Origin of the sequence: Sphingobium sp. B11D3A (assembly GCF_025961695.1) — a bacterium.
Taxonomy (GTDB): Bacteria; Pseudomonadota; Alphaproteobacteria; order Sphingomonadales; family Sphingomonadaceae; genus Sphingobium.
On sequence record NZ_JAOQOE010000001.1, the window covers coordinates 2,930,323 to 2,951,195 of the forward strand.

Genomic DNA, 20,873 nt, shown 5'->3' on the forward strand with positions numbered 1-20,873 from the left:
GTCAGGCTCCGGTGGCGCGCTGGTGGATACGGGTGATGGCGTCGAGCGCGGAGAGGAGCGAACCCTCCATCCAGCCGCCGTAATAAGAGGCATGTTCGCCCGCGAGGACGATGCGGCCATCCATCGCGACAAGGTTCTGGTAATGCGCGGCGCGGGCGTCGTCCGACCAGCGCGAGGTGCAGCCCAGAATCCAGGGCAGTCGGCTCCAGGCGACGGAGGTGCCGTTCATGAACTCCTTGCGATAGGCGGCCGGGTGGAACACCGAGCCCTGCGCCAGTGCCATTTCGATGCGCTGGGCGGGCGTCATGCCGGCAAGCTGGAACCCGCCGGCATCACGGGCGAAGGCGCCGAGCAGCACGGCCGGGCCGTTGCCGAACATCCTGTCATTGGGATAGGAGATCAGCCCGATCGTCTGATCGGTGAAGCTGTGGCCGCCATAGATGGCGTCGTCTTCTTCCCAGAAGCGGCGGCGCATCTCCAGGCCGATCTTCACCTGCCCGCTATAGGGTACGGCGCGCATCGCGGCCTTGAGTGGCGCACCCACCTGCATGTCGAGCTGGCTGAGCACGGGGAGGGGGATGGTGTTCACGCACCAGTCGGCGCTGCTCTGGCCGGTCTTGCCGCTGGGAATATCCTGCCAGTAAGCGGTGACGCCCTTGTCGTCCTGCGTGATGCGGGTGACCTTGGTGTTGAGCTGGACCACCGGGCCGACAGCGCGGGCGAAGGCCTTGCCGATCATGTCCATGCCGCCCTTGGGCTGGAACATGGTCGTCTGCATCACATTGTTGAAGAAAAAGCTCATATGCGCCCAGATGTCGGACGAGAGCACGTCGGACAGGCTGTTGATCTTCGAGGGTGTGGGCGCGCCGTTCACGCCGCCGCCCGGCGCGCGATCATAGCCGCGCTGGCCGGAGACGCGCAGGCTGCTGGTGAAATTGAGGTCGCCATCGAGCAGGCCAAAGTCGCGCAGGGATTCAAGCAGCTTTTCCTGATCTTCCTTGGTCACTGCGTCATTCAGCGCGCCTGCGTTGAGCGCCTTGCCGAGCAGGTCCGAGACATGGCCTTTGAAATCGACCGCAAGCTCCTTGTAGCGCTGCGGCTTCCCGCGGAACGCCTTGCTGTTGTGGACGAACGCATTGTGATCGAGCTGGATGAACGGCTCCATCGCCACGCCCAGCGTCTTGCAATAATGCAGGAGCGAGCGGTGATGGTGCGGAATGCGCCACGGGCCGGGATTGAGGTAATTGCCGGGCTGGAAGGCGCAGGTCTGCGAGACGCCGCCGACTTCCACGACCTTGTCGCCACCGCGCACCGAGTAGTTCCGCCCGCCGGGGCGATCCTGATATTCGAGTATTTCGACGGCATAGCCCGCGCGCTGCAACTCATAGGCAGCGACGAGACCCGCAAGGCCGGCGCCGAGGATCAGCACCTTCTTGCCCTTGGGCGCGCCGGTGAGCTGGGGCGGGCCGGTGAATTGCGATTCCGCCGCATGGCCTAGCGCTGTCATCGCCTGATAGAGCGCGACCGTGCCGCCGACCTTGCCGATCATCGCCAGCATATCCCGCCGGGTCGGCCGCAGTGATGTCGTCATCCTTGCTTGTCCTTTGATGCCGGTGCCCGGTGGAAAAGGGAGGCGCGATCCCCCGATGCGCCTCCCTCGACCCTCACGGCATTTTCGCCGCGATGGCCTCGATCTCCACGTACATGGTCGGGCGGCCCAGCGCGGCGACCTGGATTGTCGAGCGGGTGGGTTTGTTGGGTTGTTCCGCCGTGCCGAAGAAGGTGCGGAACACCTCATTCATCCCGGCTGAATCCATGCGGCCGCCCGTCTCCGGGGTGCCGACCAGGAAGACGGTCATCTTGACGATGTCGCCCATGGAAAAGCCCTTGGCTTCCAGCGACGCCTTCATCTTGGTGAGGATGCTGAGCGTCTGCGCTTTGGTATCGCCCAGTTCTTCCGGTTTGGCCGGATCGACCGGCGACGGCGTGGTGCCGGAAACGAACATGATGTTCGCGCCCGCCGGCACGAAGGCCAGCGAGGCGATGGGGGAGTTCGGCGCGCCATAGGTGCGCTCGACGGTCTGCGCGCCGGCGGCCGAGGGGAGCGCTGCAAGCAGCGCTCCTGACAACATGGCGGCGGTGATGCCGGTCTTCTTCAATGTCATTCTCCTCGTCCAGATACTGTTGGTGTAAAGTTGCTCGTCTTGTGCGATCAGAACTTGAGCGTCAGGCGGGCGTAGTAATATCCGCCGTTCGACCCGTAGGGACCGAAGGTGTAGGGCGCGTTGAACGTGCCGCCGTTGTTGATGTAGGGCGAGACACCGGTCGTCGGCCACGTCGCGGGATCGTAGTTTCCAACGAGCGCCGGTACTTCCGGCATCTTGTCGAACAGGTTGTTCGCGCCGATCGCGAGGTTGGCGAACTTGGTGATCTCGTAGCTGAACTCCAGATCGACGATCGCGGCCGGCGCCACCTCGGCATTGTAGTAACGCTGGTTGTTCGACAGCAGGATCGGCGCGGGCAGGGCAGCGATGCCACGGCTCGCATTGCCGTTGGCCGATGTGCTGTTGGGCTGCACGAACTGATTGGTCTTGCTGTAGTAATTCACGCGGGCATTGGCGGTGAACTTGCCGCTCGTGAACAGGGCGCTGAAGTTGCCCTTGAAGGCCGGGCTGGCCTTCTCGATGATCTGCTCGGAGGTCGGGCCGAACAGCGTGCCCAGCTTGTTCTTCGTGACCTTGGTGAGGTTGTAGTTGCCGCCGATCGAGAAATCGATGTTACCGAAGGGCAGATCGACCGGATAACGCGCGGCGAGTTCCAGGCCCATCGTCCGGGTATCGATGCCGTTGGTGAAGGTCTGGATCGCGAGCGAACCGTTCGTCCGCACGGTCGGATCCAGCTGCTTGCCGCTGGCATTGATGGCGTTGATCACAAGGTCATAGGGCGTCAGGCCATTGATCAGCGCGGCCGGCGTGTCGATACCGACACGTTGCGGCGGCGACGTCAGGTTGACGAACTGCTGGCCGGTGATGCTGCCCGAGGACACGATGCGGTCCTTGATCTTGATGAGATAGCCATCCAGCGTAATCGTCAGGCGCGAGATCGGGCGGAGCACGATACCGGCAGAGAAGTTGACCGACTTTTCCGGACTGAGCGCGCCGAACCCGGCGCTGGCCGATCCCGGCGAACTGGGCGCAAGTTGCAGCGTGGCAGAGGTCGGCCCGACGTTCGTGGCCGAGTAGCCGGATTCCTGCAGCGAAGGTGCGCGGAAGCCCGTGCTGGCCGTCCCGCGGATCGCGAAGGCCGGCGAGAAGTCGTAGCGCGTCGTGATCTTGCCGATCGTCGTGTCGCCGAAGTCGCTGTAATGCTCGTAGCGGCCGGCGACATCCACGGTCCAGTCGGGCACCGGGTTGACGGCGACGTCGATATAGGCCGCCTTGGCGTTGCGCGAGAGTGTGCCGGCATCGCTGAGAGCATAGCCGGGGAAGGACTGGCCGCCCTCGACATAGCGCGACAGCGCGTCGCCGGCGCCAATGGCGTAGGTTTCCTTGCGATATTCCGCACCGATGGCGAAATTCAGAGGATCCTCGAAGCCGACGTCGAACTCCTTGCGAAGATCGAGCGTGCCGACGAACTGGGTGAACTTGAAGCTGCCGTCATAGAAGTCGGACGGCGACTGGCCGGTCGCGACAAACAGCGACGCGTTGGCCGAATTGGTGGTGTAGACTTTCGCGACGTCTTCCGAATAGCTGCCGGCCAGATCCCAGTCCCAGCCGCTGATCTCGCCGCGCAGGCCGGTGGTGAACTGGAATTCGTCCTGCTTCACCTCGATATGCGGCACGAGGCCGGTCTGGGCGCTGGTGCCGAAGCAGTTGGTCGGGTCCGTGGTCGTCGCGGTGCCGGCGGTGGTGCGGCACAGGCGGGTCGGATGGCGATAGCCCTGCAGGGCGTCACCATGACGATAGGAGATGTTGCCGAAGGAGTAGAGCTCGACGCCACCGAAATCATAGCCGAAATTGTAGAAGCCGAGCGTCAGCTGGGATGCCGGCTGGCCGCCGTTGATCCCGGCGGTGCAATTTTCGGCATTGCAGGCGTCGAGCAGCGGCTTGAAGGCTGCTGATACGTTGGTGACGGTGGTGCCGTCATAGTTCCGCACCGAGAACTGACCGTCGCCGACCGTTGTCCAGTCATTGCGACGATGGAAGAGCGACAGGTCAAGGAAGCCGCTCTCGCCGATCGGCATGCCGAAATTGCCGCTCGCGCTGTAGGTCGTGCCTTCGCCGTCATAATATTGGCCGGCGTTGAACTTCACCGCGCCGCCATAGGTGTCCGACTTGAGGATGATGTTGATGACGCCGGCAATGGCGTCCGAACCATATTGCGCGGCGGCGCCGTCCTGCAGCACCTCGATGCGCTGAACGATGTCCGGCGGAATCAGGTCGATGCTCGGCGCGGCGGAACCGCCGAATGCGCCGTTGATGACCTGCAGGATGGAGTTGCCGTGGCGGCGCTTGCCGTTGACCAGCACCAACGTGTGGTTGGGGCTGAGGCCGCGCAGACGGGCCGAGAGCGAGAAGCTCGCCATATCGGTGCCCTGCGTCTGCGCCTGGAAGCTGGGCACGAGCTGGGTGAGGGCCTGGTTGAGGTTGGGCTGACCCACCTTTTCCAGTGCGGAGGAGCTCAGCAACTGGATCGGCGCGGCGCTCTCTGCGGCCATCATGCCGGTGGAACGGGTGCCGGTGACGATGATCTCGCCGCCATCGGCCGGCGGCTCCTGCGGCGTTTCGGCCGTTTGCGCCACGGCTGCGGCGGGAATGGCTGCGCTCGTAAGGAGCAATAGGGCAGCAATATTTCTGCGCGTGATCATGAAGACGTCCCCCTTGTTCTCGTGGTGCGCTCTCCTTTTTGTCTGTCTTTTCGGCGGGTTATGGTTGTTGCGCCGAGCGTCCCGCGTCGCCCTGTGATATGCTGTTTTGCGCCTGGCTAGCTGATCGGACTGGTCGGGATTCGGACATACGCATTTTGTCGTATGGTGGCGGAGGGGGGGTATTCGTAGCTAACATCACTATGATTAGACGCGCTTATTCGGCTCGCCGCGACCTGGGTCGCATGTCTCTCAAGGCCATGTTGGCCAAGACCGTTCTGGCAGGTGCCGCCGCGCTGCTGATGACCGCCGCGCCCGCTCAGGCAGAGGTCACGCGGATCAAGGGCAATCCCAACGCAATCATTCTGGATGGCGTACGCGTCGGCGAGGGGATGGAGACCTTCTACCTCTCCGGCCAACTGCCGTCCCCGGTCGATCCCGCCAAGCCGATGAGCGAGGTCAAGACGCTGGAGGAGATGGGCGACACCAAGGCCCAGACGATCAGCACCCTCAACAAGATCAAGAGCCTGCTCGAGGCGCAGGGCTATAAGATGTCCGATCTGGTGAAGCTGTCGCTGTTCGTCGCGGCGGACCCGCGCACCGGCAAGATGGACTTCGCCGGCGTTAACGAGGGGTTCCGTCAGTTCTTCGGCACGCAGGCTAATCCCAACACCGTTGCGCGCTCCACTTTCCAGGTCGCCGCGCTTGTCGGCCCGCTCTACCTGATCGAGATCGAGGCCATCGCGGTGCGCAAGTCCAGCGGCGCGTCGCCGGAGGCCTCGTACATGCGGCCGCCGCGCCTTCCCCCCGCCCTGCGCAAGAAGTCGCTACTGGCCCAGCATGCGGATCGCGACAGCCGCCGCGGCTGAGCGGGTCTCCACCCCCAGCTTGTCGAAGATCCGCTCCAGATGCTTGGTGACGGTACGCGGGCTGATCTCCAGCACATCGCTGATCACGCGATTGGGTTTGCCATAGCTCACCCATAGCAGCACCTCGGCCTCGCGCCGGGTGAGCGGCAGGCGCTCCTGCAGGCGGTCGAGATCCTGCTCGGGATTGAGCTCATTAAGGCGGATCAGCACTTCATCCTCCCGATAATGGGCAATGACCTGCATCTCCAGCTCGCCCTGGCCCTTGGTCTGTCGCACGCGCACGGCATTGCCGGCGACGCCCTCGTCCTTGGTCAGCAGCTTCTCGATTTGGTTGCGGATTTCTTCCGGCAGCGCGGATTCACTGCGCAGCCAGCCGGGCGAGACGCGCGAGATGGCCTGTTCCGCACGCGGGGTGCACCACAAAAGGCTGCCGCGCGCATCGGTGGCCAGGATCAGCCGGTCGGTCGCATCGAGACTGGCGACGCTGGCATGGACGGCACGCCCCTGGGCCATATGCACGCGCACGCGGGCCAGCAGCTCCTGCAGGTCCACCGGCTTGCGGACATAATCCACCCCGCCCACCTCGAAGGCTTCGACCACATGCTCGCTCTCCGTCAGGCCGGTCATGAAGATGATCGGGATGCTGGCGAGCTGGGGATTGGCCTTGATCTTCTGCGTGGTCTCGAACCCGTCCATACCGGGCATCACCGCATCCATCAGGATGAGGTCGGGCATGATGTTGCCCAGCTGTGCCAGTGCCACATGGCCGGAGGTCGCGACCAGCACGGAAATCTCGGCTGTCTCCAGCGCGGCGGTGAGCATCCGCAGCGTGTCCGGCTCGTCATCGACGATCAGGACGGTGTCCGAATGTCCGGGAATGCCAATCATGTCAGTAATCCTGTAAGAGGCGCGCCATGGCGGTCAGGTCGTATCGGTCGAGGTGCTGGTAAAGCTGGCGAACGAGCGGCTCGGCGGCGGGTGAGGCGCGCTCCAGCTGCTTGATCTCGGTTTCGATCCCGCGAATGTGCCCGATCCGCAGGCATTCCTGCATCCGGGCGATGTGCTTGCGGGCGGTGTCGTCGAGCGCAACCGGCGCTGGTTGCAGGGCGGACGGGGTATCCGGCCCGGCGCTGCCGACATCTGGCGTATCGTCCTGCCAGCGCCACGTCAGTTGCAGCAAATCGCCAATCGCGCCGACGAGCGATTCAAATTCCACCGGCTTGACGAGAAAACGATCGTGCTGCGGACTGTCATGCTCCGGCCGGTGCAGTTCCTCGCTATTGGCCGAAAGCATGAGGATTTGCAGCCGGTCGCCGAACATCGCGCGCAACTCACAGCCGATCTCCCAGCCGGATAGACCGGGCAGGCTGATGTCCAGAATGGCGAGGTCCGGCGGCGTCTCGCGCGCGGCAAGCAGCGCTTGTTCCCCATCGGGCCGCGCCTCAACCTGAAAGCCGAGCCCGCGCAGCAACTGCTCGAGGAAGTGGCGTTGGTCGGCGTCGTCCTCCACCAGCAGGACATGGCGCGGCTTGCCCTCATAGCCGGTGAGCTTGCGCATGGGCGCCGAGGAGAGGGCCTTGCCCGCCACCTCGCTCAGCATCATCACGATGCGGAAGCAACTGCCGCCTTCCGGCGTGCTGACCAGATCGAGCTGGCCGCCGAGAATCTCGACCAGCGTGCGCGAGATGGCGAGGCCGAGCCCGGCGCCGGACTCCCGCCCCTCGCCGCGCTCGAATGGCTCGAAGATGCGCTGCCGGTCTTCCGGCGCGATGCCGGGGCCGGTGTCCTTCACCTCAAAGGTGGCGATCTGCCCGGCATAACCCACTTTGAGCGTCACGCTGCCTTGCTGGGTGAACTTGATCGCATTGGAGAGCAGGTTGATCAGCACCTGGCGCAGCCGGTTCTGGTCGAAGCGGGCGATCTCCGGCAGGCGGCCGGTCTTTTCCAGCGTGAAGGTGAGGCCCTTGGCGTGGGCGGCGGGGCGCATCATCGAGACGATATGGTCGAGAAAGCTGTTGAGGCGCACCTCTTCGGTGCGCACGCGCAGCATCCCGAATTCGAGCTGCGAGATATCCAGCAGCCCCTCGACCAGATTGGTCAGATGCTCCGAGCAGCGCAGGATGACCCGCGCTGCCTCCTGCGCGTTGACGCCATCGCCCCGCTCGAACAGCTGCGCATAGCCATAGATGGCATTGAGCGGCGAGCGGATCTCGTGGCTGACGCTCGCAAGGTAGCGGCTTTTGGCGAGGTTCGCGCTGATCGCACTCTGCCGTGCCGTCTCCAGTTCGCTGACCAGATGCTGGGCGCGGATCGTGTAGGCCGCCGCTTCCCGCCAGCGGCGAATGCCGAGCAGCAGCAGGAAGCTCAGCGCCAAAAGATCGAGGATGGTGAGCGTTTCCAGCAGCAACCGATCTTCATTGTCGGACACCATGTGCAGGCCGACGAAAATCCCCCCAAAGGCCAGCCCGAGAAGCCCGAGCTTGACGAGGTGGGCGAGCCGGGGCGGCGGCGTCTCCAGAACGCCGGCGGCATCGATCTTCTCGATGGGAGCGGTGTCCCTGCGATGAAGATCCTGCCGCGTCATGGTCAGCCGATCTGCCGGTGATGCGGGCGGTGGCGACGCAGCGTCCTGAAGCCGGGACAATCCGACTCCAACGGCGATCGACCTTGGTTCACGCGCGCACGGTTCATTTGATGAATGGTGCATTGCAAAAAGGACAAACTCAAAGCCTCGCACGCGCGCGAGGCATTTTCCCGGAATCTGTGGCAAATTTGCTGCAGTGCGTCATAAGGAGAAAGGGCTGTGCCTATTGTGTTCTGGGCACAGCCCTGGCGGTGAGCTTGAGATCTGCGGGCTGCACGGTGATCCGCGCGAGAGCGCCGGCCTCGCTGGGCAACGCAGCGCTTCCGGCCGGCAGGCCATTGGCCTGCAGCAGAAAGGCGATGATGTTGGTCGTGTCGTCCGGCGTCAGTGAGCCGGGCGCGAATTGCGGCATGGCCCGGCCGACATATTCATGCAGATTGGAGAGCGGGGCATTGCTCCAATGGGCCATGAAGCGATCGCCAAGGCCGGGAATCTCGAACGTGCCTTCCAGCGCTCGGCCGTGGCACATGGCGCAGCGCGTGGCATAGAGGCGAGCGCCAGCCTCGGCCTGTGCGGCCGTATAGACGCCGTCTCGCGTGCTGGCTGTAGGTGGCGTGGCAGCTATCGCGGCGAGGGCGGTCAGGGCAGCGGCCAGGAGCGGAGCGGTGCGCAGCAGCATCGGTCAGCCCTGTGCCTGGAAGCCGGGCGCGAAGGCGGGCGCCATGATTTCCAGACCTTTCTCGATATCGGCGACATTGGGCAGTTCCATGCTGTCGCCCACGCCCAGCATCTCGCCCACATCGGGGTTATTGTTCATTACGACGATCCCGTCGCGCTTGGAGGTGAGCGAAACATTGCGATAGCGCACGCTGTAGAAGGCGTCGGGCTGCGGCACGAGCCAGCCGGTTTGGCCGCGCACCGGGATGATGGTCTTATCCTGCCACAGGTCCCGGGCCGCATAACCCGTGCAGTTGATCACGACCTTCTGCGGGAGCGCGGCATAGTCCGCCGGGCGAGCGAAGTCGCGCATCACGAACTGCCCGCCGCGCTCGAAAAACTCGCCGAGCATGACATGGGCATAGCTGGCGAAGTTGAAGATCATCTGCGAGCTGCGCCGCACATGGGGTTGCGGGAAGGGGTTCTCCTCGGCGCTCAGCGGCTGGGCCTGCGGCACGATGTCCCGAATGCGCTCGCTATAATGGCCGAACTCGGAATTCTGCTGTGGCCGCCCACTCGTCGCGAAGCTCTGCGTGATTGCAGGGTCGGCTGGCCACTCCCGCCGGGTGATCGGCGTATCCGAAAGCTGGTAGGAATCGCCAAACTCCACCGGATGGCCCGGCAGACCGAGATAGGTGCGAAAGGCCTTCCACGAGAAGCGGGCCATGCGTTCCCACAGCTCGCCAAAGGCGGGGCCGGCGGGCTCGGCCAAGGCGATGCGGCTATCCGGGGTGAACGATCCGCTGGCGCGGAACGAGCGGGTTTGCTGGATGGATTCGCGCGCATAGAGCGTGACCTTGAGGCCGGCGCGCTGCGCCATTACGGCCGTGGTCAGGCCGATAATCCCGCATCCCACCACGGCAATCTCGCGCGGCAGCACGGAGAGCGCCTTGCCGACCGCGATGTCGGCCGATCCCCAGGAGAGCGACCAGCCGCTGCCGCCATGGCCATAATTATGGATGACGAGGGCATCGCCCACCGTCTCCACGTCCAGATTCGGCCCGGCGGCGCGCAGCGGGCGGATGCAGCATTTCACGTCGATCAATTGGTCACGGCTGATGCGGATGGGAACGAGCGCCGTCCGGCGGCTCGGCGCTCGCAGGGTCGCGGGACGGGAACCGGAGGCTGGCGCGCAGGCCTGCAGCCCCAGCATGGCTGCGGCGCCGATCGTTCCTGTGAGCATAGCCCGGCGTTCGACGCCCAGCTGCCCCTCTTGCCGAAATTCTGCCATGCGACCCCCATTTGAGACGCAGACTGTAGGCCGCGAGGGGAGGGCAGCAATTGCCCAGAATACGTATTGAGTGCTGGAAAGGCTTAGTCCGCGCCGAGGCCGAGCGCGGCCCAGTCGAGCACGGCAGTTTCTTCCCCAGCGCGCGCGGCCGGCGCGCCTTCGGGCCGGACGATCAGGGCATTGGCCTGCGCAGCGGCGTGCATCGCGCCGCTATCCTGGAAAGCCAGCGGCGTGGCGATCCCCGCACCGTCGACCACCGCGCGCATGAACAGCCTGCGCTTGCCGACTGGGGGAAGGTCTGCGCCGAGCCGCACCGTGCGGCTCTTGGGCAGCACATCGGTTCCGCCGGCAAGACGCCGAATGAGCGGCAGCAGGAACAGCGCGCCGGTGACCATCGCCGAGACCGGGTTGCCGGGCAGGCCGAGCATGATCTGCTGCCCGATGCGCGCCACGATTAGCGGCTTGCCGGGCTGCATGGCGATCCGCCAGAAATCGATGCTGCCGCCTGCCGCCTCCAGCGCCGGGCGCACCAGATCGTGATCGCCCACGGACGCTCCGCCGGAGGTGACGATGACATCGGCGGTAGCCGCATCGCGCAGCGCGGCGGTAAGTGCATCCAGATCGTCCCGCACGATCCGCTCGATGGTCACCACGCCGCCCGCGCCGCCAATCATGGCGCGCAACATCGCGCCGTTGGAGGCCGGGAGCTTGCCGGGCGGGCAGGGCGCGCCGGGCGGGACGAGCTCGTCGCCGGTGGAGAGGATCGCGACCCTCGGCTGGCGATGCACCGTCAGCGTTTCGTGGCCCGCGAGCGCCGCCAGGCCGATTTGCGCCGGGCCGATCCGCAGGCTGGCCGGCAGCAACGTATCGCCCTGCGCAAAATCGCTGGCACGCGGGCGGACATGCCGCCCCGCACCGCCCGGTCCGTCGCCGGTCAGGCGAATGGACAGGCCATCGGCAGCGATATCTTCCTGCACCACCACGGTATCCGCGCCGGGGGGCAGCGGTGCGCCGGTGAAGATCCGTATCGCTTCGCCCGGGCCGATGGGTGCAGCCGCAGGGACGCTGCCTGCCGCACTCTCGCCCACCAGGCGCCAGGGCCCGGGCAGATCGGCGTGACGGATCGCATAGCCGTCCATGGCGGAGAGGGCCGTCCAGGGCTGGTCGCGGACTGCTGTCAGCGGCGCGGCCAGCCATCTGCCGTTCGCCTCAGCCAACGGAACCGCCCCGGGCGCCAGCGGGGTGGCGAGGGCGAGCAGCCGCTGCTGTGCGTCATCGACAGAGATCATGGCCGCGCCGCCGCCATGATCTCAGGCGGTCCAGTCGCCGGACTTGCCGCCAGCCTTGGCCGTCACGTGGATGTCGCGCATGACCATGTGCTTATCCACGGCCTTGAGCATGTCGTAGAGGGTCAGCAGGGCGGCGGAGACGGCGGTCAGCGCTTCCATCTCCACGCCGGTCTTGCCGGATGTGCGCACAGTCGCGGTTGCGGTGGCGCCGCCCGCATCCAGCGCAAGGTCCAGGGTCAGGCCGGTGAGCGGCAGGGGATGACAGAGCGGAATGATGTCGCTGGTGCGCTTGGCGGCCATGATGCCGGCGATGCGCGCGGCGGCGAATACATCGCCCTTGGATGCAGTGCCGTCCGCAATCGCGGCGCGAGCTTCCGCGTTCATGTCGATGCGGCCCGTGGCGCTCGCCGTGCGGCTGGTGTCGGCCTTGGCCGTTACATCCACCATGCGCGCGGCGCCGGCCTCGTCGGTATGGCTGAGGCCGCTCATGCGCCGATCAGCGCGCGCGTTGCGGCCTCGACATCATCCTGCCGCATGAGCGATTCGCCGACCAGGAAGCAGCGCACGCCATGCTCCGCCATGGCATCAAGGTCCGCCTTCGAGCCAAGACCGGACTCCGCGACGAAGGTGCAGCCCTCCGGCGCGCTGCCGACCAGCTCATAGGTGCGGGCGAAATCGACCGAGAAATCCTTGAGGTTGCGGTTGTTCACGCCAATCAGCCGCGAGCGCAGCGTCAGCGCCCGCTCCAGCTCGGCGGCATCATGCACCTCCACCAGCGCATCCATGCCGAGGCCGAGCGCGGCATCCTCGATCTCCTGCATCTGCGCATCGGAGAGGGCTGCGACGATGATCAGCACGGCATCGGCGCCGATCGCCCGGCTCTCCAGCACCTGCCAGGGGTCGACCATGAAGTCCTTGCGGATCACCGGCAGCGAGACGGCGGCGCGCGCCGCGATGAGATAATCCTCATGGCCCTGAAAATAGGGCGCGTCGGTCAGCACCGAGAGGCAGGCCGCGCCGCCCGCCTGATAGGCGCGGGCATGGGCCGGCGGATCGAAGTCGGCGCGGATCAGCCCCTTGGAGGGCGAGGCCTTCTTCACCTCGGCGATGAGGCCATAGCCCCCCGCCACTACCTTGGCATCGAGCGCGCGACGGAAGCCGCGCGGCGGGGTTTGGGAGGCGGCCATCGCCTGCAGGTCAGCGAGTGACGTCGCCTGCTTGCGGGCAGCGACCTCGTCCCGCTTGGTGGCGCAGATTTCATCGAGCTTGTTCATGCGTAGGCGATCCAGCAGTCGAGCAGGGTATTGGCAAGGCCGCGGTCGAGGGCTTCGGTGGCTTCCTCGACCCCTTCGGCCAGCGTTTCGGCCTTGCCGGCGACGATCAACGCCGCAGCGGCATTGAAGAGCACGGCATCGCGATAGGGGCCGGCCTCACCCAGCAGCAGCGCCCGCAGTTTCGCGGCATTGTAGGCCGGGTCGCCGCCCTTGATCGCGTCGATAGGGTGCGTCGGCAGCCCGGCATCGGCGGCGCTGATCCGTCGCATCGCAACGATGCCGTCGCTCGTCACATCGGCCACGTCATTTCCGCCGGCGAGGGAGAGTTCGTCCAGCCCCTCATCGCCGGAAATCACCATTGCGCGCTCGGTGCCCAGCTCGGCCAGCGCCTGTGCATAGATCGGCACATAGGCCGGGCGCGCAATGCCGATGAGTTGGCGGGTGACGCCGGCCGGATTCGCAAGCGGCCCCATCAGGTTGAAGATGGTCCGCCTGCCCAGCGCCTTGCGGATCGGCGCGATCCGCGTGAGCGAGGGATGATGCTTCTGCGCGAAAAGGAAGCAGATGCCGAGGTCTGCCAAGGTGCGCTCGGCTGTCTCAGCGGCTCGGTTGAGGTTCAGCCCCAGCGCCTCGAGCGTGTCGGCGGCGCCCGCCTTGGAGGACGCAGCGCGATTGCCATGCTTGGCAACCGGCGCCCCGCAGGCGGCAACGACAAGGCTGACGGCGGTTGAGATGTTGAGCGTGTGATGGCCATCGCCACCGGTGCCGCACACGTCGATAGCCCCCGCCGGCGCCTGCACGGGAATGAGGCGCGCACGCATCTCCCGGGCGGCGGCGGCAATCTCGGTGGCCGTCTCGCCGCGCTCGGCCAGTGTGACCAGAAAGGCGGCGATTGCTTCGTCCTCCACTGTGCCATCGAGGATGGCGGCAAAGGCGCGGACGGCGTCCTCCCGCGAGAGAGGGCTGGCAGGATCGGGCAAGCTGTTCATTGCCGATCCTTTGCAATCTGCGGCGCGCAAAGTCGAGGGTCGATCAATGCTCTGTCGCCGAAGGATCGCGATGCGAAGCTGTTGACGCTGCCGTGCCTGTCGTGGCAATGGCTCCAGCGCATCGCCACTGAGCGGTCGTCCCGGCCGAGTGCTGGTGAGGGTCGGCGGACGGTCGATGAGCGGGTATAGCTCAATGGTAGAGCACTAGCCTTCCAAGCTTGTGATGCGGGTTCGATCCCCGCTACCCGCTCCAGCCCTTTTTCATTCGTATCGCGATGTTGCAAGCCGGCTGCGCACGTGCGGTGATCTGGGCGATCATTCATAATCGGGCGGCATTCTTCGCTCTTGATTCCCTTTGTGAGCGGACAGGTGCAGAAGATACCGCGCGCTAAGGTCACGCTGCTGGCACGGACTGCTGGCGTTAGAATGAGCTATATGCAACCGACGGCGCTTCGCCTCGTTCCCTTTCCTGAACAGAGTTCCGGCTGCATGGGGGGAAGAGGTGAGCGAGCCATCGTTTGATGATGCGCCGGAAGGCACGACAAAGCGCCGGATTGAGATCAATCCTACCGTGTTCTTCGTCTCGGCCGGCCTCATTCTCGCCTTTGTGTTGTTTGGAGCAATCGCTCCTGATGTTGCCGGCCGGCTATTCGCCGCTGCGCAGGCGCTCATCGTGGCGGACTTCGGCTGGTTCTACATCGCATCGGTGGCCGGCTTTCTCGTGTTTGCCCTGTTTTTGATGTTCAGCCGCTATGGCGACGTAAAACTTGGGGCCGACGACAGCGAGCCGGACTACAGCTATCCTTCATGGTTCGCGATGCTGTTCAGCGCGGGGATGGGGATCGGGCTGATCTTCTTCGGCGTCGCCGAGCCCATCCAGCATTACGCCTTGCCGCCGGTCGGCGAAGGTCGCACGATCGAATCCGCCCGTCAGGCGATGGTCCTTACCTTCTTCCACTGGGGGCTGCACGCCTGGGCAATCTATATCGTCGTCGGCCTGGCGCTTGCCTATTTCGCCTTTCGTCGCGGTCTGCCGCTTACCATCCGCTCGGCGCTCTACCCGCTGATCGGGGAGCGGATCTATGGTCCTATCGGCCACGCGGTCGACATCTTCGCCGTGCTGGGCACCATGTTCGGTGTGGCGACTTCGCTCGGTCTGGGCGTGCTGCAGGTGAATGCCGGCTTTAGCTATCTGTTCGGTCTGCCGAGCAATACGGTCATCCAGTTGGTCCTGATTGCCGCCATCACGGGGTTGGCGACGCTGTCGGTTGTCATGGGGCTGGACCGAGGCGTGAAGCGCCTTTCCGAACTGAACATCATTCTAGCCGCCCTATTGCTGGTCTTCGTGCTCGTCACTGGGTCGACGGTGTTTCTGCTGCAGGCCTTCGTCCAGAATGTGGGGACTTATCTCAGCGAGGTCGTGCAGCGCACCTTCCGTCTGTACGCCTATGAGCCCAATCCGTGGTTGGGTAGCTGGACGCTGTTCTACTGGGGCTGGTGGATCGCATGGTCGCCATTTGTCGGCATGTTCATCGCGCGCATCTCGCGCGGGCGCACAATCCGTCAGTTTGTTGGCGGCGTTCTGCTCGTCCCGGCATTGTTCACCTTCCTCTGGATGACCGTATTCGGGAACACAGCGATCGCGCTCGATCTGAGCGGCGCAGCCCACATCGCCGATACGGTCGCTAACAACCTCCCGGTCGCCTTGTTCGAGACGCTTGAGCAGCTCCCGCTTTCCACCATTGTTTCAGGCATCGCGACGCTTCTCATCATCACGTTCTTCGTAACGTCAGCGGATTCCGGTGCGTTGGTCATGGATATGATCACGTCCGGCGCAGCGAAAGATCCTCCGGTCTGGCAGCGCGTCTTCTGGGCGGTCTGCGCCGGCGGTGTCGCGGCGGTTCTGCTGGTCGCCGGTGGGCTTCAGGCGCTTCAAACCGCGGCGATCGCCAGCGCGTTGCCCTTCGCTGTGGTCATGGTGTTCATTTGCTACGGCCTGTTGCGAGCGCTTCAAACCGAGAGCCAGGAAGCGATGGACCTGTCTGCTGCGGGCGCCGCCACGGGCGCAGAAACCGCCTTCACATGGCAGCAGCGCCTTGCAACCATCACCCGGTTTCACGATCGAGATGAAGTGCTCGCATTTCTCGCCGACACTGCCCAGCCGGCCCTCGCGGCCGTGGCGGCGCAGATGCGAGACAGCGGTATTTCCGCGCGCCTCATGCAGGATGCCGATCATGTGGGACTCACCATCCCGCATGGCGAGCGCGGCGACTTCGATTATACCGTCCGTGCGCGCGGGTTTCGTGTGGCGAGTTTTGTCTGGGCCGAACCGCGAAAGACCCAGGAGCGAGAGCGCCTTCATTACCGCGCCGTGGCGCACTCTTCCGACGGAGGGCAGCCTCATGACGTGACCGGCTATACCGACGAGCAACTGATCAACGATCTGCTCAATCGCTATTCCCGCTTCCGTCACAGCCGGCGGATGTCGTGATGCGATGAGCGGCAGTCAGTACGAAGGCAACGGGTAGACCTCGTCTGAAATGTAGTCGTCATAAGACGCAAAAGGCATTTCGCCTCGATCTTCTCGTCAGAGGCTTCCGCGCAGAGAAGCCCGTCTTGCGCGACATTCCGCTAGCCACATTAACCCGTGGGACCGCGTTTGATCGGAGGTTCCCCATCGGGTGTGCGAAAGACGCGGTTGTGTCAGCGGCTCCCTGGCACCGAGAACAATTCCATCCGATTTGCAAGCTCGCATGAGGGAGACTTTAAGGGAGCGAGGTCGTCCGTTCGCCAACTTTCTCCGACGGAAATTTGTCAGCGAGGTCCTGCTGAGACACGGGCCGTTTTACGCGACAAAGCCGTCAGCTATCCCTCCATCCGAAATGCGGTGAATGGAGAATCTTTATTAACGTCTTGGTACGACCTGCGGCCCAAAGGTGCTGAAAACAGTCATATCAGCAAAGGCCTATGTCACTCATTCAACGCGTGCCTGCTCGCTATCTCTGGCCTGTGCTATTGCTTCTCGGGTTGTGCTTTGGAAGCATTCTAGGGCTCATTTTAGTCACGACCTCCGCGCAGGATCGGCTTGAGGCAGTACGCGAGACGCGGACGCTGGAAGCTGCCCTCGCGACAAGCGTCTCCATGGTGGAGCATGATCTTCAGGACTACGCGAAATGGGACGACGCAGTGCGCCACATTTCGTACGACTTCAGCGCGGCGTGGATCGACGACAACATCACGGCTTACCTCGGTAAAACCCAGAATTATGACCATGTCTTTGTCATCGGTCCTGACGGGGGGACCCGCTACGCCTTCAGCAACGGGAACCGATCCTCATCTAAACTTGCCGAGATACTGGGTCCGTCAATTCAGACGGCGATGGCAAAAGTGCGTGCTATGGATGATCGTGGCACGCCAATCGTCAGCGGCTTTGCCCGCGAGAAACGTCAGGTTTTCGTCTACTCGGTTGCTGCCGTTGTTCCCTTGACCAACAAAGTGTCGGCGCCTGCGGGTGAGAGGCACCTGCTCGTCATAGCCGAGCGTTTTGATGCGAGCCATCTCGCCAGTATCCGTGCCAAGCACCATCTCCCCGCCCTAGCGCTAAACCTGGCACGGCCAGCCCCGTCGAGCGCCGCGCTAGTCCTGCGAGATATGGATGGTCACGAGATTGCATCCGTTGAGGTCGCGTTCGAGACCCCTGGCACACAATTTCGTCGCGAGGTCATCCCCGGGTTTGCCGGCATCATGGTCGTCGCGGTTATCGCTGCGCTTTTTATCCTGCGGCAGGGGGGGCAGTCCATTGCAGCATTGACAGCCAGCCAAGCCAGAACTCAGCATTTGGCGAACCACGATCCTTTAACGGAGCTTCCTAATCGCCGCGTCCTCCTCGGTCGGCTCAACGAGGCGATTGCGACCGGTAATCATTTCGTTCTGCTTTACATGGACCTAGATGGCTTCAAAGGCGTGAACGATCTTTATGGCCATGGCGCAGGGGACGCCCTGCTGCGGGAGGTGGCATCCCGGCTCGCAGCGGCCGCGCCGGCGCATTCGCTGATTGCTCGCACGGGCGGCGACGAGTTTGCAATATTGTGCCAGCTTGATGTCGATGGCCCGGGATGTTCGCTCGCCGAACGCATCATCGCCTCCTTTCAGACGACGGTTCCGGTCGCCGGCGCCAATATTCTCATCGGAATATCCGTTGGCGTCGTGACGTCTTCTTCAGATGCTCTCGTCGATATCGACGAGCTGATGCGCCGTGCAGACGTTGCAATGTACAATGCCAAAGCCAGGGGGAAGAACCGCTGGAGCGACTTCACCCTCGAACTGGACGAAGAACATCTCGTGCGGAAGCGTCTTGAACAGGACCTGCGCATTGCAATCGCGGAAAATCGAATTGAACTGGCCTATCAGCCCATTGTTCTAGCGGAATCCGGCGCCATTGTTGGGCTTGAAGCCCTGGCGCGATGGACCCATCCCACCGAAGGTCCAATTCCCCCAGATGTCTTCATTCCGCTTGCCGAAATGACTGGCCTAATCGGCTCCTTGGGAGGGCAGGTGCTCCGCAGGGCCTGCATCGACATCAAGCCTCTCGGCATCGACCTCTCGGTCAACCTCTCGCCCGCGCAGTTTTGGGATGCACATCTTGCTGACCAGATCAGCGCAATCCTTGCCGACACAGGCTTTCCAGCTGACCGGCTCGAACTCGAGATCACTGAAAGCTATTTGCTGGGTCGGCCACAGGCCGCTGCGGCAATCATGGCCGATCTGCGGACCTTGGGCATCCGGCTCGCTTTGGACGACTTTGGAACTGGCTTCGCAAGTATTGGTTACCTCCAATCCTTCAAATTCGACCGGCTGAAAATAGATAAGCTCTTCGTGAAAGAAGCCATGGGTTGTGCGTCAGGTCGCGATTTGTTGGTAGCCATCGTAGCGCTGGCCCAAGCTCTGGGTCTTAGGATCACGGCAGAAGGCGTAGAGACAGAAGATCAAGCGGCCCTCGCCCGGGCCGCAGGATGCCACTGGCTGCAAGGCTGGCTGTTCGGCCGCCCGATGCCACTCTCCCAGCTACTCCAAGAAAGCAGTCTAAGGCGCGGGACTCAGAAAAGATGATTCTCGATTGCAGCCGCTGAACGAGAATGAAGCGGGTGGCGTGGCCCCTCCTGCCGACCGAGCGATAGTGTAAACCCCAATCTTCTGGCCTTCGGAGCCGTCATTGGTTCGGCTTCAACAACCGACCGGTGTGTTGAGTGCAGCACCCAGCTTAGACAGCAAGGGGGCGCAAGCGAACAACTGGAGCGCTTTGAATCGCGGGTGCCGCCGGGGTGCTCGCTGTCCGCGCCTCACGCTCATGGGGATCGAATTAAGCGTCAGGAACGTTCCGCGATCACCAGCGGAGGCAGTATGCATTGGCCAGAACAGTTGATTATCGTGCGCCACGGGCAGAGCGCGGGGAATGTCGCCCGCGACGCTGCGCACGAGGCAGCGCATGACCGGATCGCGCTGACCTCGCGGGATGCCGACGTGCCGCTGAGCGACCTCGGTACGGCGCAGGCGCGCGCGTTGGGCCTGTGGTTCTGCGAGCAGCCGGCCGAGCATCGGCCACAGATTCTCTTATCTTCTCCCTATCTCCGTGCCTTTCAGACCGCAGAGCTTTTCCGCGAGGCGGGCGGGACCGACCGGCAGGAGCCAATCTGCTTTGACGAGCGCCTGCGTGAGAAGGAGTTCGGCATTCTTGACGGGCTCACCACGCCCGGCGTGGCGAACATCTTCCCTGATCAGGCCGAATTTCGGCGCCTGCTGGGGAAATTCTATCACCGCCCGCCCGGGGGCGAGAGCTGGTGCGATGTCATCCTGCGGTTGCGGTCGGTCCTCGATACCATCTCGCTTCATTACGCTGGGAAGCGGGTGATGATCTTCACGCATCAGGTGGTGGTCCTCTGCATGCGCTACATCATCGAGAGCCTCGATGAACAACGCATCTTGGCGATCGACCGGGAAGGGGACGTGGCCAATTGCGCCATTACCGACTATCTGTTCGATCCGTCGGCGGGCCGGGATGGCGGGCTCAAGCTCCAGCGCTACAATGTGACAGCGCCGATGCAGAACCACGCGACCCCGGTCACCAGCGAACCTGACGCGATCACGGGGCGGCGCGGATGATGCCGACCCTCGACCGCGCCTGGCTCGAAGCCCATCCACTGCCGCCGATCGCGGCGCTGGGCGATAAGGACGCGCGGGGCCGGGTTCTCCTGGTCGGCGGCGCGGAGTTCGTGCCGGGCGCGCTCAGGCTCACGGGCGAGGCGGCGTTGCGCGCGGGAGCCGGCAAGCTCCAGATGGCGACCGTGCGATCCGCCGCGATGGCGCTCGCCGTCCTGGTGCCCGAGGCGGCGATGATCGCCCTGCCTGCGGATGAGGATGGCGAGATCGCGCTCGAGGCGGTCGCGTTGCTGCAGGAACGCCTCGCGCGCTGTGACACGCTCATCCTCGGGCCGGGGATGTCCGCGGGGGATCGCACCGAGCAGTTTGTCGCCGCGCTGCTCGGCACGCCAAAACCGGGCCAGACGATCATCCTCGATGCCGCTGCCCTCACCTGCGCCCGGAAGCTCGAGAAACTGGTGGCGGCGCATGAGGGGCGGGTCATCCTGACGCCACACCATCGGGAAATGAGCTTTTTGACGGGGCAGGACATCGACGTGATCCGCAAAGACCCGCGCGCCGCAGCCCTGCATGTCGCGCGCGCCTTCAATGCCGTGGTCGTCCTCAAAAGCGCCGAAACCCTGATCGCGTCGCCGCGGGAGGATGAGCCCTTGCTGTTCGAGGGCGGCAGCATCGGTCTTGCCACGGGCGGGTCGGGCGATGTGTTGGCTGGTCTGATCGGCGGCCTTGCCGCGCGCGGCGCCGATCCTTTGCGAGCGGCGGCCTGGGGTGTCTTCGTCCATGGCGCGGCGGGCGCCGGCGTTGCCAACCAGATTGCCGAAGTCGGATTTCTCGCGCGCGATCTTCTGCCGGTCATTCCCGGGCTGATCGCTAGCCTGGAACCGGAGCGATGAGCGACGG

16 protein-coding genes and 1 tRNA gene are annotated in these 20,873 nt (G+C 64.2%); 6 read left to right on the forward strand and 11 right to left on the reverse strand.

Annotation, left to right across the window (positions count from 1 at the left end):
- Position 1 precedes the first annotated feature (1 nt).
- The 3 genes from M2332_RS13695 to M2332_RS13705 form a co-directional block, all read right to left on the reverse strand.
- Positions 2-1,591 (reverse strand): flavin monoamine oxidase family protein, encoded by a 1,590-nt coding sequence (locus M2332_RS13695; protein ID WP_264574487.1) that lies wholly within the window; start codon positions 1,589-1,591, stop codon positions 2-4.
- A 73-nt stretch (positions 1,592-1,664) separates the two neighbouring features.
- A complete protein-coding gene (locus M2332_RS13700; RefSeq protein ID WP_181558756.1) occupies positions 1,665-2,165 on the reverse strand; it encodes a Rid family hydrolase in 501 nt (166 codons plus the stop codon).
- A gap of 47 nt (positions 2,166-2,212) precedes the next feature.
- Positions 2,213-4,867, reverse strand: a complete 2,655-nt coding sequence (locus M2332_RS13705) for a TonB-dependent receptor plug domain-containing protein (protein WP_264574488.1) — start codon at positions 4,865-4,867, stop codon at positions 2,213-2,215.
- A gap of 257 nt (positions 4,868-5,124) precedes the next feature.
- On the opposite strand from M2332_RS13705, the gene M2332_RS13710 reads away from it, so the two are divergent.
- Positions 5,125-5,733, forward strand: a complete 609-nt coding sequence (locus M2332_RS13710; RefSeq protein WP_264574489.1) for a RidA family protein — start codon at positions 5,125-5,127, stop codon at positions 5,731-5,733.
- Here the strand turns inward: M2332_RS13710 and M2332_RS13715 are convergent.
- The 8 genes from M2332_RS13715 to trpD form a co-directional block, all read right to left on the reverse strand.
- Complete coding sequence (locus M2332_RS13715; RefSeq protein ID WP_181558759.1) at positions 5,692-6,621, reverse strand: DNA-binding response regulator; 930 nt, start codon at positions 6,619-6,621, stop codon at positions 5,692-5,694. The two genes, M2332_RS13710 and M2332_RS13715, sit on opposite strands and share 42 nt — an antisense overlap.
- 1 nt (position 6,622) lies before the next feature.
- Positions 6,623-8,317 carry a hybrid sensor histidine kinase/response regulator gene (locus tag M2332_RS13720; RefSeq protein ID WP_264574490.1) on the reverse strand — a complete coding sequence of 565 codons (1,695 nt, stop codon included), beginning with the start codon at positions 8,315-8,317 and terminating at the stop codon, positions 6,623-6,625.
- Positions 8,318-8,540: 223 nt separating this feature from the next.
- Entirely contained in the window at positions 8,541-8,996 is a 456-nt protein-coding gene (locus M2332_RS13725) for a c-type cytochrome (RefSeq protein WP_264574491.1), read from the reverse strand.
- Positions 8,997-8,999: 3 nt separating this feature from the next.
- Complete coding sequence (locus tag M2332_RS13730) at positions 9,000-10,265, reverse strand: FAD-dependent oxidoreductase (RefSeq protein WP_264574492.1); 1,266 nt, start codon at positions 10,263-10,265, stop codon at positions 9,000-9,002.
- A gap of 83 nt (positions 10,266-10,348) precedes the next feature.
- Positions 10,349-11,554, reverse strand: a complete 1,206-nt coding sequence (gene glp / locus M2332_RS13735; RefSeq protein ID WP_264574493.1) for a gephyrin-like molybdotransferase Glp — start codon at positions 11,552-11,554, stop codon at positions 10,349-10,351.
- Positions 11,555-11,575: 21 nt separating this feature from the next.
- The gene (gene moaC / locus M2332_RS13740) at positions 11,576-12,043 is read right to left on the reverse strand and encodes a cyclic pyranopterin monophosphate synthase MoaC (RefSeq protein ID WP_264574494.1); all 468 of its coding nucleotides are present in this window, start codon (positions 12,041-12,043) and stop codon (positions 11,576-11,578) included.
- Entirely contained in the window at positions 12,040-12,828 is a 789-nt protein-coding gene (gene trpC / locus M2332_RS13745; protein ID WP_264574495.1) for an indole-3-glycerol phosphate synthase TrpC, read from the reverse strand. The genes moaC and trpC overlap by 4 nt, the downstream gene beginning before the upstream one ends.
- Positions 12,825-13,817, reverse strand: coding sequence for an anthranilate phosphoribosyltransferase (gene trpD / locus M2332_RS13750; RefSeq protein WP_264574496.1), 993 nt, complete (start codon positions 13,815-13,817; stop codon positions 12,825-12,827). The genes trpC and trpD overlap by 4 nt, the downstream gene beginning before the upstream one ends.
- Positions 13,818-13,996: 179 nt before the next feature.
- On the opposite strand from trpD, the gene M2332_RS13755 reads away from it, so the two are divergent.
- The 5 genes from M2332_RS13755 to M2332_RS13775 all read left to right on the forward strand — a co-directional run bounded on the left by M2332_RS13755 (position 13,997) and on the right by M2332_RS13775 (position 20,866).
- Positions 13,997-14,070: transfer RNA gene (locus tag M2332_RS13755), tRNA-Gly, on the forward strand.
- Positions 14,071-14,319: 249 nt separating this feature from the next.
- Entirely contained in the window at positions 14,320-16,308 is a 1,989-nt protein-coding gene (locus M2332_RS13760; protein WP_264574497.1) for a BCCT family transporter, read from the forward strand.
- Positions 16,309-16,784: 476 nt separating this feature from the next.
- Positions 16,785-18,926 (forward strand): putative bifunctional diguanylate cyclase/phosphodiesterase, encoded by a 2,142-nt coding sequence (locus tag M2332_RS13765; RefSeq protein WP_264574498.1) that lies wholly within the window; start codon positions 16,785-16,787, stop codon positions 18,924-18,926.
- A gap of 291 nt (positions 18,927-19,217) precedes the next feature.
- The gene (locus M2332_RS13770; RefSeq protein ID WP_264574499.1) at positions 19,218-19,976 is read left to right on the forward strand and encodes a histidine phosphatase family protein; all 759 of its coding nucleotides are present in this window, start codon (positions 19,218-19,220) and stop codon (positions 19,974-19,976) included.
- Complete coding sequence (locus tag M2332_RS13775) at positions 19,973-20,866, forward strand: NAD(P)H-hydrate dehydratase (RefSeq protein ID WP_264574500.1); 894 nt, start codon at positions 19,973-19,975, stop codon at positions 20,864-20,866. Before M2332_RS13770 ends, M2332_RS13775 begins: the two co-directional genes overlap by 4 nt.
- Positions 20,867-20,873 lie beyond the last annotated feature (7 nt).

Bases quoted from the DNA above. Each gene is read 5' to 3' on its own strand.
- M2332_RS13695 (WP_264574487.1), bottom strand. From the start codon at position 1,591: ATGACGACATCACTGCGGCCGACCCGGCGGGATATGCTGGCGATGATC.
- M2332_RS13700 (WP_181558756.1), bottom strand. From the start codon at position 2,165: ATGACATTGAAGAAGACCGGCATCACCGCCGCCATGTTGTCAGGAGCG.
- M2332_RS13705 (WP_264574488.1), bottom strand. From the start codon at position 4,867: ATGATCACGCGCAGAAATATTGCTGCCCTATTGCTCCTTACGAGCGCA.
- M2332_RS13710 (WP_264574489.1), top strand. From the start codon at position 5,125: ATGTTGGCCAAGACCGTTCTGGCAGGTGCCGCCGCGCTGCTGATGACC.
- M2332_RS13715 (WP_181558759.1), bottom strand. From the start codon at position 6,621: ATGATTGGCATTCCCGGACATTCGGACACCGTCCTGATCGTCGATGAC.
- M2332_RS13720 (WP_264574490.1), bottom strand. From the start codon at position 8,317: ATGACGCGGCAGGATCTTCATCGCAGGGACACCGCTCCCATCGAGAAG.
- M2332_RS13725 (WP_264574491.1), bottom strand. From the start codon at position 8,996: ATGCTGCTGCGCACCGCTCCGCTCCTGGCCGCTGCCCTGACCGCCCTC.
- M2332_RS13730 (WP_264574492.1), bottom strand. From the start codon at position 10,265: ATGGCAGAATTTCGGCAAGAGGGGCAGCTGGGCGTCGAACGCCGGGCT.
- glp (WP_264574493.1), bottom strand. From the start codon at position 11,554: ATGATCTCTGTCGATGACGCACAGCAGCGGCTGCTCGCCCTCGCCACC.
- moaC (WP_264574494.1), bottom strand. From the start codon at position 12,043: ATGAGCGGCCTCAGCCATACCGACGAGGCCGGCGCCGCGCGCATGGTG.
- trpC (WP_264574495.1), bottom strand. From the start codon at position 12,828: ATGAACAAGCTCGATGAAATCTGCGCCACCAAGCGGGACGAGGTCGCT.
- trpD (WP_264574496.1), bottom strand. From the start codon at position 13,817: ATGAACAGCTTGCCCGATCCTGCCAGCCCTCTCTCGCGGGAGGACGCC.
- M2332_RS13765 (WP_264574498.1), top strand. From the start codon at position 16,785: ATGTCACTCATTCAACGCGTGCCTGCTCGCTATCTCTGGCCTGTGCTA.
- M2332_RS13770 (WP_264574499.1), top strand. From the start codon at position 19,218: ATGCATTGGCCAGAACAGTTGATTATCGTGCGCCACGGGCAGAGCGCG.
- M2332_RS13775 (WP_264574500.1), top strand. From the start codon at position 19,973: ATGATGCCGACCCTCGACCGCGCCTGGCTCGAAGCCCATCCACTGCCG.